The sequence below is a fragment of the Corynebacterium sp. LK2510 genome, from assembly GCF_040946405.1.
GTDB lineage: Bacteria > Actinomycetota > Actinomycetes > Mycobacteriales > Mycobacteriaceae > Corynebacterium.
Genome location: NZ_JAYWLR010000001.1, coordinates 68,298 through 80,363, shown reverse-complemented (window position 1 = coordinate 80,363; position 12,066 = coordinate 68,298). Strand labels below are relative to the sequence as shown.

General features: G+C 64.1%; 10 protein-coding genes. 5 read left to right on the top strand and 5 right to left on the bottom strand.

The window, feature by feature from the left end; all coding sequences use genetic code 11:
• The first annotated feature begins 1 nt into the window (after position 1).
• On the top strand, positions 2–1,195 hold the full coding sequence (locus VVR41_RS00360) for a protein adenylyltransferase SelO family protein (protein WP_368523136.1): 1,194 nt from the start codon (positions 2–4) through the stop codon (positions 1,193–1,195).
• Between the two features lie 43 nt (positions 1,196–1,238).
• Here VVR41_RS00360 and mqo read toward each other — a convergent pair whose 3' ends face one another.
• Positions 1,239–2,735: a malate dehydrogenase (quinone) gene (gene mqo, locus VVR41_RS00355; RefSeq protein WP_368523135.1), complete on the bottom strand. Its 1,497-nt coding sequence runs from the start codon at positions 2,733–2,735 to the stop codon at positions 1,239–1,241.
• Positions 2,736–2,984: 249 nt separating this feature from the next.
• Between mqo and VVR41_RS00350 the strand changes: the two genes are divergently transcribed.
• From VVR41_RS00350 to VVR41_RS00335, 4 genes are all read left to right on the top strand, one after another.
• Entirely contained in the window at positions 2,985–4,007 is a 1,023-nt protein-coding gene (locus VVR41_RS00350) for an alpha/beta hydrolase (protein ID WP_368523134.1), read from the top strand.
• A 43-nt stretch (positions 4,008–4,050) separates the two neighbouring features.
• Entirely contained in the window at positions 4,051–5,439 is a 1,389-nt protein-coding gene (mtr, locus tag VVR41_RS00345; RefSeq protein WP_368523133.1) for a mycothione reductase, read from the top strand.
• Between the two features lie 342 nt (positions 5,440–5,781).
• Positions 5,782–6,213, top strand: a complete 432-nt coding sequence (locus tag VVR41_RS00340; protein ID WP_368523132.1) for a hypothetical protein — start codon at positions 5,782–5,784, stop codon at positions 6,211–6,213.
• Between the two features lie 50 nt (positions 6,214–6,263).
• A complete protein-coding gene (locus tag VVR41_RS00335) occupies positions 6,264–6,674 on the top strand; it encodes a hypothetical protein (protein ID WP_368523131.1) in 411 nt (136 codons plus the stop codon).
• A 135-nt stretch (positions 6,675–6,809) separates the two neighbouring features.
• Here VVR41_RS00335 and map read toward each other — a convergent pair whose 3' ends face one another.
• From map to VVR41_RS00315, 4 genes are all read right to left on the bottom strand, one after another.
• Positions 6,810–7,709: a type I methionyl aminopeptidase gene (gene map / locus VVR41_RS00330; RefSeq protein ID WP_368523130.1), complete on the bottom strand. Its 900-nt coding sequence runs from the start codon at positions 7,707–7,709 to the stop codon at positions 6,810–6,812.
• A gap of 35 nt (positions 7,710–7,744) precedes the next feature.
• A complete protein-coding gene (locus VVR41_RS00325) occupies positions 7,745–9,601 on the bottom strand; it encodes a penicillin-binding transpeptidase domain-containing protein (RefSeq protein WP_368523129.1) in 1,857 nt (618 codons plus the stop codon).
• Between the two features lie 61 nt (positions 9,602–9,662).
• Positions 9,663–10,826 (bottom strand): flavodoxin-dependent (E)-4-hydroxy-3-methylbut-2-enyl-diphosphate synthase, encoded by a 1,164-nt coding sequence (gene ispG / locus VVR41_RS00320; RefSeq protein ID WP_368523128.1) that lies wholly within the window; start codon positions 10,824–10,826, stop codon positions 9,663–9,665.
• A gap of 20 nt (positions 10,827–10,846) precedes the next feature.
• The gene (locus VVR41_RS00315; RefSeq protein WP_368523127.1) at positions 10,847–12,058 is read right to left on the bottom strand and encodes an RIP metalloprotease; all 1,212 of its coding nucleotides are present in this window, start codon (positions 12,056–12,058) and stop codon (positions 10,847–10,849) included.
• Positions 12,059–12,066: the final 8 nt, after the last annotated feature.

The window sequence follows — 12,066 nt, the reverse complement described above, 5'->3', positions numbered from 1 at the left end:
TATGCGCGCACCAACCCTGGACCATACGTTCGCCGAAGCACTGCCGGAGATGACGGTGCCGGCCACCGCGGCCGAGTTTCCCGACCCCCAGGTGGTCGTGCTTAACGACGCCCTCGCGAGCGAACTCGGCCTCGACCCCGAGTGGCTGCGCAGCGCCGAGGGCACCGCGTGGCTCGCGGGATCCGCAGGCGGCCACGCCACGGCCTACGCCGGCCACCAGTTCGGGCAATTCGTGCCACTGCTTGGCGACGGCCGCGCCCTCCTCCTCGGAGACATCAACGGCACCGAGATTCAGCTCAAGGGCTCCGGACCGACCCCGTTCTCCCGGCCGGGCTCGGACGGCTTCGGGGCCGTCGGCCCCATGCTGCGCGAGTACCTGATCAGCGAATTCATGCACGCGGTGGGTGTGCCCACCACCCGCTCGCTGGCGGTGCTGACCACCGGCGCGACGGTGGTGCGCCGCGAGGGCGCTGTCCCGGGAGGCATCGTCGTGCGCGCGGCATCCTCCCACCTGCGCGTCGGATCCGTGCAGTATGCCGCGACGCAGTCGCCGGACCTGGTCCAGCGCGTTGTTACCGCCGCCGGCGCCGACAGCGCGACCGAGCTGCTGCACACCGTCCTCCAGCGCCAGATCTCCCTGGTGGCCTCGTGGATGCGCCTCGGCTTCGTCCACGGCGTCATGAACACGGACAACACCGCTCTTTCCGGCGAAACCATCGACTACGGGCCGTGCGCCTTCACCGAGAAATTCGACCCGCGCGCGAAATTCTCCTCCATCGACGCCTCCGGGCGCTACGCCTTCGGCAACCAGCCCTCCATCATCGCGTGGAACCTGGCCCGGCTGGCAGAGGCACTGATCCCGCTTATCACCGCCGAGACTGCGCAGGACATCCTCAACAGCGCCCAGGACATGTGGAACGAACAGTGGGCACGAGAGGTGCCGGACCCGCAGCGCCTAGCGCAGGCCGAGGACATCACGACCTTCAACGCCGAGCACCACGGCGGGCCCATCTTCATCCCCCGCAACCGTTTGCTCGCCAGCGCCATCACCTCCGCCGAGCGCGACGGCGACTACGCGCCGTATCGGGAATTGCTCGCGGCGGTGACCGACCCGTTCAACCCGGCGGCAGGACCGGCCAGGTTCGCTGCACCCGAAGGCGACGAACGCCCCTTCGTGACGTACTGCGGTACGTAGGTACGTAGGTACGCGGGCGAAGGGGCGTCGATAAGCGTGCAGTTTAAGCGTCGAGCTTGAGCACCTTCTGGGTCCACTCCCACTGCTTCTGGAAGGCAGCCGCGTCGTGCTTGAGCGAAACACCGTAGGTGGGGAACATCTCGTGGAGCTTGTCGCCCCACTCGATCATCCGCTCACCGAAACAGCGCTCGAGCAGCTCCAGCATGGCGGACGGAGTAATCGACGCGCCCGGGGAAGCGCCGAGGATTCCCGCGATGGTTCCGGCCTGGTCGTTGACAAGGGCCGTTCCGAATTCCAGAGAACCGAAGCTCGGAGCCGGGGCGGGCTTGATCACCTGAACGCGCTGGCCGGCGACGACGGTGTCCCAGTCCTTGCCCTCGGCGGCCGGGAAGTACTCGCGCAGCGCCTCGAGGCGGCCGTCGAAGTCCTTGAACACCTCGGAAACGAGGTACTTGACCAGACCGAAGTTCGTCGCGGCGACACCCAGGTAGGACGGGATGTTGTCCGGGCGGATCGACTTGAACAGGTCGAGGTAGGAACCCTTCTTCAAAAACTTCGGGCTCCAACCGCCGTACGGGCCGAACAAAAGCGACTCTTCGCCGTCGATTACGCGCAGGTCGAGGTGCGGCACGGACATCGGGGGCGCGCCCACCTTCGCCTTGCCGTAGACCTTCGCCTTGTGCTGAGCGACGAGCTCCTGGTTGGTGGTGCGCAGCCACATGCCCGAGATCGGGAACCCGGCGTAACCGCGTACCTCGGGAACACCCGCCATGCGCAGGATGTCGAGGGCGTAACCGCCGGCACCGACGAACACGAAGCGTGCGCGGACAACCTGCTTGTCGCCGGTGTGGACGTTGCGGACAGTGACCTTCCACAGCGCGCCGTCGCGCTTGAGGCCGACAACCTCGTGGCCATAACGGACCTGCGTGCCTTCGGCGACCGAGGAGTCGAGGAACTGGCGGGTGAGGGCGCCGTAATCAATGTCGGTGCCCTCATCGATCCAGGAGATGGCCACCGGCTCTTTGCCGAAGTCCCGGCCCTGGGCCATGAGCGGGAGTTTCTCGCTAAACTCCGCCTGATCCTGCGTGAACTTCATTTCCGGGAACATGTGGTTAGCGGAAAGGTTCTCGTAACGGCGGCGCAGGTAGTCGATCTGGTCCTCGCCCTGGGCAAAAGACACGTGAGGCACCGGATTAATAAAGGCGCTCGGATCCGGCAATGAACCCTTCTCAGTCTGGTGGGACCAGAACTGGCGGGACAGCTGGAACTTCTCATTAATCGTCATGGCCTTCGACACGTCGATGCGGCCATTCTTCTCTGGTGTGTAGTTCAGCTCGCACAGCGCGGAGTGGCCGGTGCCGGCATTGTTCAGCGGGAAGCTGGACTCCTGAGCCGGTCCGTCGAGACGCTCGAAAATGGTCTGTGACCAGTCCGGTTCGAGCTCGCGGAGCATCGCGCTCAGGGTGGCGCTCATGATGCCTGCGCCAATGAGCAGGACATCCACCTCGCCGCTTACGTTATTGCCGTGTTCTTCAGACATCCGTTCAACTCTTTCGCTAGCTAGTTAACGCGATTTCTTGCTCACATTTATGTATTTGGCCGACCAACCTCACACCGTCCCACGCCGTGGATCCGCTGCGCCGGAGATCGACTTGGTGTACAACCTTACGCGTCTACGGTTGGTCGCGGGCCAGTTCTCGGCTACTCCTTTTCGCTCCCCTGGCTCCGCCACGCCCACCTCAGCGTGCGCCTCCCACGACCGGAGTTGGATGACTTACCATCGGGAACTGTGTCCGATACCAGTCCCCCCACCGCACGTACCACTGCACGTAGCCTCGACGAGCTCCCCTGGAGCGACGACCTGTTGGGCGAGAGCTTTCACAGCGCCGCCTTCCATATCCCGGGCGGTGCAGACGCACCCGCGACCCTGATCCGCACCCTGCCCGACTCCCCTTCCACGCGGTCGGCCCTGCTGTGGATCCACGGCATGTCCGACTACTTCTTCCAGGACCACGTCGCCGAATACTTCGTGTCTCAGGGTTTTCCCTTCTACGCCATCGACCTCCACGGTTGCGGACGCTCATGGCGTGAAGGTCAGCGCTGGCACATGTCCACTGATCTCAGCGAGTATTTCCCGGAGCTCACCTACGCCCTCGAGCTCATCGCCGCCACACACGGGTCCGTAGTCCCGCTCGCGCATTCAACAGGAGGCCTCATCGCGGCGTTGTGGGTCGACCACCTCCGCCGCGAGGATCCGCAGCTCCACGCCCGCATTGAGGGGCTCATTCTCAACAGCCCCTGGCTCGACATGCAGTTTTCACCAGCCATGGTGAAGGTCATGCGCCCACTCGCAGCGGTCCTGGGCAGGATCGCGCCCTCGCTCACGGTGAAAAAGGGCGGGACAGGGACCTACGGCAAATCGATTGCCGCAAGCGAGAGCGGCAGCTGGAACTTCGACACCACCTTCAAGCCCATCGAGGGCCATAACATTGACATCGGCTGGCTGCGCGCCATCTTCACAGCTCAGAAGGTCATCCACTCGGGCATTGTCGACGCGGCAGTGCCCGTCCTAACCCTGTGTTCGTCGCATTCCTACCTGGCCAAGTCATACTCCGCCGCTGCGGACACCGCGGACACCGTTCTCGACGTCAGCCACATGCGCAAGTGGGCGCCGACACTCTCGCGCGAGTCACAGGTCACACCTATTAACGGCGCGCTTCACGACGTCTTCCTGTCCCAGCCTCATGCCAGAGAGGCAGCCTTGACCACCACGTTGGCATGGCTGGAGAGCCTTTCCGACCGCACGAAGTAGATACCCCTCCTATCCATCCCCCACCGAGGAGCTCGATACCCCCATGAACGCTCACTACGACCTGATCATCATCGGCGCCGGGTCCGGCAATTCCATCCTGACCCCCGAGTTCGACGACATGTCGGTCGCCATCATCGAGGAAAACAAGTTCGGCGGCACCTGCATGAACGTTGGCTGCATCCCGACGAAGATGTTTGTCAAGGCAGCTGATCTCGCGTTCGACGCCCTCAACGCCGAACGCCTGGGGCTCGACATCGAGTACAAGGCCGCGGATTGGCCCGCGATGGTCAAGCGCATCTTCCACAACCGCATCGACCTCATCGCAGCCGGCGGCGAGGAGTACCGCCGCGGCAACGGTTCCCCCAACGTGACGGTGTACGACCAGCACGCGACGTTTGTCGGTGAGAAGACCATCAAGACCGGCCAAGGCGGCGAAGAGGCGATCATCACGGCAGACACCATCGTTGTCGCCGCCGGAGCGCGCGCTGTCATCCCGGAGTGGGCGCAGGATGTGCCGCACCACACCAGCGACGACATCATGCGCCTCGAGCGCCAGCCGGAATCGCTCACCATTGTCGGTGGCGGGTTCATCGCGATGGAGTTCGCCCACATCTTCAACTCGCTCGGCACGACCGTGCGCGTGGTCAACCGCACGCCGCTGCTGCGCACACTCGACGCCACAATCACAGACAGGTTCGGCGATATCGCGGCTGACACGTACGAGACCCACCTCGGCCGCACCGTGGACACGGCGGAATCCGACGGAAACTCCGTCACGCTCACGCTTGACGACGGCACGACGGTCACCTCCGAAGCACTCCTCGTCGCCACCGGCCGGCGCCCCAACGGCGATCGCCTCAACGCACAGGAGGCCGGCATTGATCTCCGCGAGGACGGCAGGATCCTCGTCGATGAGTTCGGCCGTACCACCGCGGACGGCGTCTGGGCGCTTGGCGACGTCTCCTCCCCGTACCAGCTCAAGCACGTAGCCAACGCCGAGACCCGCGCGGTGCGCCACAATCTGCTGCACCCCGACGACCTCGTACCCATGCCGCACGAGCACGTCCCCTTCGCTGTGTTTACACACCCGCAAATCGCCACGGTGGGCCTCACGGAGGACCAGGCTCGTGACGCCGGTTTCGATGTCACCGTGAAGGTGCAAAACTACGGAGACGTCGCCTACGGCTGGGCTTTGGAAGACACCACCGGCATCTGCAAGCTCGTGGCCGACCGTACAACTGGCAAGCTCCTGGGAGCGCACTACATGGGCCCCGAAGCGTCTACATTGATCCAGCAGATGATCACCGTCATGGCTTTCGATCTCGATCTGCGGGATGTCCCCCGTAGCCAGTATTGGATCCACCCGGCACTTCCCGAGGTGACGGAGAACGCGATCCTCGGACTGGACCTGGAGTTCAGAGGGCCTCAGTAGAGAATCCTCGGGGCACCCCACCACAAGCAACACATCGTTACCCCCGTAAGGAGGTAGCTATCGAAAGCCCATTCCTCTCACGGGCCACAACGTTTCCGCAGGACAGTCCGTCGGTGTAACGCCTCGGTGTGTTAATGCGAATGACTCAAGATACTTGATTCACAGGAACCTCAGCCCATCCCAAATAACTATGCATTCCGCACAGCATTACGTTATCCTATTTTAATGACACTGGGCCTTCGTCAATTTTGTCTGAAGGGCGGATAGCGAATTCACTCCTGTGATGAGCTCCGTCGCCAGCCCGGAGGTCTCGTAAGCACCCATAGAGAAGGATTTCCTTTCATGCGTAATTTCCGTAAGGCTGCCCTTGCTGGCGCCACCGCCGTCGCCGTCACCTTCGGCACCGCTTCCATCGCTGCTGCTGCTGAAAGCGCCGAAGGGCTGGACATGAACTCCAGCGCCACCGCTCCGGCCACCACCAATGCTCAGGCTCCCGCCGAGACGAAGGACGAGAGCTCCAGCCCCAACACCGACGTCGCCCTTTCTTCCCAGATGGGCAAGCTCCTCGGCGCTTGGGAGGTCAAGGACGGCCAGGTCGTGACGAACCCCGCCGACGGCCAGGCACTCTTCGGTTCCTCTGAGGAGGGCGAGGGCTGGATGGCTCAGCCGCTGTGGGCTCAGCTGCTCTACGTCGGCTCCATCTTCGCCGGTGTCTCCGCCTTCATCGGCCTCATCGTTGGCCCGGCCTACAACTTCGTCGTCCACGGCCTCTAAATCGCGGAATTCCGCACCCTCCCGACACTCTTCTGAAAGAAGGATTTTCCATGCGTAACTTCCGCACCGCTGCCGTTGCCTCCGCAACCGCACTCACCGTCGCTTTCGGCGGCATCGCCACCGCTTCTGCTGAGGACGCTGCTCAGGACGCTGCAAAGAACGACAGCTCCTCTGTGCTCTTCGCCGGCAAGCAGAAGGACACCGACAAGGAAACCGCTGAGTGGATGGAAGACGGCTTCAACGGCCTCTCCTCCGGCCAGGGCTCTTCCCAGTTCTTCAACGACAACGACGTGAAGTTCGACGCCACCGACGCTTTCGGCGAAGAGACCGACGCTGCTGCCCTCCCGCAGTGGGCACGCGTTTGGCTCGACCTGACCGCCATCGCTGGCATCGGCTCCCTCATCGGCCTGATCATCGCTGGCTTCAACTGGGCTTCCTTCAACGGCATGATCCAGTTCTAAGCTGTTTCGCTTAGGCGAATAGCTTAAAATGCCCTTCCGCGTAACGCGGAAGGGCATTTTTGCGCGCCGCCACAGCCTGGACCGTACCCGATTGATCTAGGCACAGGTATGGCCGAGCAGTACGGCGCCGAGTTGCTAGACCCCGCGCATGAGCATCCCCTCGGAGAACGGCTCATCCGGGATAGTGAGAATCTCGTTGCCGGTTTCCGTGATCAAAATGGTGTGCTCAAACTGGGCCGTGTATTCCCCATCAAGGTTCTGGACGGTCCACCCGTCGTCCCACACTGTGTACGGCAGCTCGCCGAGGTTAATCATCGGCTCGATGGTCAGCGTCATGCCAGGTTCGAGGACGTCGCGGTAGGTGTCGGAGTCGTAGTGAAGGACAACCAATCCGTTGTGGAAGGTCGTCCCGATGCCGTGTCCTGTGAAGTCGGTGACCACGTTATACCCAAACCGCTTTGCGTAGGACTCGATGACACGGCCGATAACGTTAATCTCACGCCCTGGCTTTGCAGCCTTGATGCCGCGCATTGTTGCCTGGTAGGTGCGTTCCACCAGCTCGCGATGACGCTGTTCGACCTCACCGGCAAAAAACGTCGCGTTAGTATCCCCATGCACTCCGTTCTTGTAGGCGGTGACGTCGATATTGACGATGTCACCCTCCTCAATCACAGTCGTGTCCGGGATACCGTGGCAGACGATCTCGTTCAACGAGACGCAGCACGACTTGGGGTAGCCGCGGTAACCCAGCGTGGACGGGTACGCACCGTGGTCGAGCATGTACTCGTGGGCGACGCGGTCAATCTCGTCCGTTGTGACACCGGGCTGCACTGCGGCGCCAGCTACGGCAAGGGCGTTTGCAGCGATGCGGGAGGCCTCGCGCATGAGCTCGATTGTCTCGGCGGACTGCACGAACGGCTCGCCGACATTTTCTTGGACGTCGTCCTTCCACGCGTATTCGGGCCGGTCGATGCCCTCCGGCACCGTGCGGATGGGGGTGGGGCGGCCGGGAGTAAGTAATCCACGTTGACTCATGGAGTACATGCTAGCCCCCACCCGCCGCGGTGCCGCTACCCTCCTGCCCCGCGGGCCTCATCGAGGTTGACCAGCATCCGGTCCGTGATAGCCACGGCAGCCTCGGAACCGCCGCCGAGGACGACGAGCGTGGCAAAGGCGATGTCGTCGTCGGCGCGGTAACCGGTGAACCAGGCGTGGGAGCCCCCGTTAATTTCCGCCTCTCCGGTCTTGCCTCGGATGTCACCTCCCGCGCTCATGCCCGCCGCGGTACCACCCGGGCTGGTGACTGATTTCATGAGCTGTTGCAACTGGGCGATCGTCGCAGCATTTGGCGGCGTGGGGGACTCCGACAGCTGGGCGGTCTGTCCTTCGACGATGTAGGGCACCGGCAGGGAGCCGTGCGCGGCCGTCGCAGACACGAGCGCCATGCCGAACGGGCTCGCCAGGTCGTGGCCCTGGCCGTAGCCGGCCTCAGTGCGATCGAGCGGCTCCTCGCCCACCGGAATTGAACCGGTCACGGTATCCAGGCCTGGGATGACGACGTCGACTCCGAGGCCAAACTGCTTGCCCACCTCCCGCAGTTCTCCCGGATTGAGCTGGGTAGAAATGTCGGCGAATGTGGTGTTGCAGGAACGCGCAAACGCGGTTTCGAGAGGCACGCTGCCGAGCGCGAAGCCTTGGTAGTTGGTGACGACACGGCCGAAGGTGTTCATGGTTCGCGGGCACGGGACGATCGAGCCGGCGTCGAGGCCGCGCCGTTCAATTCCGGCGGCGCTGGTGATGATCTTGAACGTCGAGCCGGGCGGGTACTGACCCATCGTGGCGATGTTGCCGTCGCGGTCCGCCGCGGGGGTCTGCGCGACAGCGAGCACGCCGCCTGTCGACGGCCGGATGGCAACGATCATCGCCTGCTGCCCTGCCACCGGCTCTAGCGCCTGTTCCGCGGCACGCTGGACTGCGTGGTCGAGGCTGATGCGAATGGACGGGGCCGGCCGGGGTTCCTCGCCCGTGAGTTCCTCGAGTGCGGCCCCATTCGAGGTCACCACGTTCACGCTCCACCCGTTGGCACCCTCGAGGTCTGCGCGCACCAGCTCGCCCACGCGCGCCATGATATCTGGTGCGAAGGTCGGATCGGCGTTGACCATGGCCGCCTCCTCGTTGAGACGCACCGCAGGATCGCCGCCAAGAGCCTGTTCGAAGGCGGTCTTGGCAGCCACAGGAATCACAGCGACGGAGTAGCTTCCCGACGCCCTCTCCAACTGCCCCGCAAGGTCTGCGACGTCGCGGCGCGGCACCGCGGGGTCGTCGGCTCCTGCCACATCCAAGCCGGTTGAGATGCGGCGGGCAGTCTCGCCTGCGGAGCGCATCGCGTCGGTGTCCACCAGAACGCGGTAGACAACACCCGGCTTGATCAGCTCCGCGCCGTCAGCGGAGACAACGCTGGCCTTATCCGCGGGTTTCGCGCGCAGCTCCATGTGCTGGTGGGCACCCAACCGGGGGTTCATCACCGACGGTTGCCACCGCACCGTCCACGCCTCTCCGGACTGGGTCATGGTCATCGCGGACTCGTACGCGTACTCACGCTCCCCCGGCAGGTCCCAGCGCAGGGTGTAGTGCGCCGTCGCGATGTTGTCCTGTTGGTCCACCTCACCGAGGGCGACCTCGAGGCCCTCGGCCTGCAGGCCCTCCCAATTTGCTTCGATGGCGGAGGTTGCGGCTGAGGGGTCGTCAACAAGCGATGCGAGCGAATCGAACTCGCGCGACTGGACAGCAGCGAGGAAGTCGGCCGCGGCGGGCTCCGCATCCCGCGGCTTCGGCGTGCACCCGGTGATGAGTAAGGCGGTGAGCGCGCACGTGGTTCCCACTGCGGTCAGCGGGCGCACGGCAGCGCGATAGCGGGGCCTGGTCATGCGCTGAAAATACCAGTGGCCACACCCCGCAGGGTGCAGCCACTCCATAAGCTCGAGAAATCTAGCGGGTAACCTTGACCTCCGCCTTGGCGCCAGCGACCTCCTCAAGGCCCTCTTCCTCGGCGATACGCAGCGCGTGCGCGATGAGAGTCTCGACGATCTTGGCCTCAGGGACGGTCTCGACGACCTCGCCCTTGACAAAAATCTGGCCCTTGCCGTTGCCGGACGCCACGCCGAGATCCGCGTCGCGCGCCTCACCCGGGCCGTTGACGACGCAGCCCATGACCGCCACGCGCAGCGGGAACTCCATGCCCTCGAGGCCGGCGGTGACCTCCTCGGCAAGCTTGTACACGTCGACCTGCGCGCGCCCACAGGACGGACAGGAGACGATTTCCAGCTTGCGCGGACGCAAGTTGAGCGCCTGCAAGATCTGGTCGCCGACCTTGATCTCCTCCACCGGGTCGGCGGACAAGGAAACACGGATCGTGTCGCCAATGCCCTGCGACAGCAGGGAACCAAACGCCACAGAAGACTTGATGGTGCCCATGAACTTCGGACCAGCCTCGGTCACACCGAGGTGGAGCGGGTAATCGGTGACCTCGGCGAGCTGGCGGTAAGCCTCGACCATCAGAACAGGGTCGGAGTGCTTCACCGAGATTGCGATGTCGCCGTAGCCGTACTCCTCGAACAGTCCGGCCTCGTAGACGGCGGACTCGACGAGAGCCTCAGGCGTTGCCTTGCCGTACTTCTCAAGCAAACGCTTATCCAGGGATCCGCCATTGACGCCGATACGGATCGGAATACCCGCCTCGCCGGCGGCCTTGGCCACCTCTTTGACGCGTCCGTCGAACTCCTTGATGTTGCCCGGGTTGACGCGGACGGCGGCGCAACCGGCGTCGATAGCCGCGAAGATGTACTTGGGCTGGAAGTGGATATCGGCAATGACCGGGATTGGCGACTTCGCCGCGATCGCCGGTAGCGCCTCAGCATCGACCGTCTTCGGGCAAGCAACACGGACGATGTCGCAGCCTGCGGTGGCAAGCTGCGCGATCTGCTGCAGCGTTGAATTGATATCGTGCGTCTTTGTCGTCGTCATCGACTGCACGGAAATCGGGTGCTCAGAGCCCACCCCCACTCCGCCGACCATGAGCTGTCGGGTAGTGCGACGCGGTGCAAGGGTCGGAGGCGGACCATCAGGAATGCCGAGGGAAACAGGCTGATTCATAGCCCCCAACTCTAGCACCGTCACCCGAATATTCTGACTGGGTTGACCACGTCAGCCACCATCACCACAACACCAACCACGAGCAGGGCCGATGCCATCGCGTACGTCAACGGCATGAGGCGGGTGTAGTCGACAGGCTCGCCGGGCGGCAGACCACGAAGGCGGCGCGCCGCGTCGCGGAGCTTCTCGAAGAAGATGACGGCGATGTGCCCGCCGTCGAGAGGCGGAAGCGGCACGAGATTAAACAGGGCGAGGAAGAAGTTCAGCGAGGCGAGCAGCATCCAGAACACTTCCCACAGGCTGCGCTCGACGAGCTCTCCGCCCGCGCGCGAGGCGCCGATGACACTCACCGGCCCCGAGACGTCGCGCTGCGCGCCGAAGATGGAGGCGACAACCCCGGGGATCTTGCTGGGGAAGGCGATGAGCCCATCGACCGTGGCGCGCAGCATCTGCCCCGTCAGCGCCAGCGAGGCGGGAACAGCCTCGAAAGGCCCGAAGGACGCCGTCGGATTCTCCACGGGGCGGCTGGTGACACCGATTGCTCCAGACTCGAACGCCTGACCTGAACTCGGGTCGATGCGCGACACCGAGTCGACCACGACGGGGATGTCCTGCTCCGCGCCTTCGCGCTCAACGCGCAACACCACCGTCTGCCCCGGGCGGGCTGCCACGTAGTCGCGCAATTCGACGAACGTGGCCAACGGTATGCCGTCGACCTCGAGTAGCTTGTCGCCTGCTTCGATCCCGGCTTCACCCGCCGGCCCCACGCCGGCACAATCAGCGAGTTCGCCGGGGCCGACCTGATCAGCGGTGCATGACACCGACCCCACCGCGGGTGTGCGGTCCGCGTACGGGTTCGGGATACTCGCGAACACCGCGACGAGGTAGGTAATGACAAGGCCCAGCAACAGGTTCATGGCGATGCCGCCGCTCATCACGGCCACCCGCTGCCACCACGGCTTCTTGTACATCGCCAACGGCTCTTCCTCACGTGTGAGGGGGTCCTGGGCGGTCATGCCCGCGATGTCGCAGAACCCGCCGAACGGCAGCGCAGCCACGCCGTAGGTCGTGTGCCCCTTTGTTGTGGACCAGACGGGCGGGCCGAACCCGATGAAGTAGCGGCGCACGCGCATGCCGAAGGCGCGGGCTGTGATCATGTGTCCTGCTTCGTGCAACGCCACCGACAGTGCGATGCCCACGGCGAACAGGACAATTCCGGTTAATGAAAGCACGCGGTCAC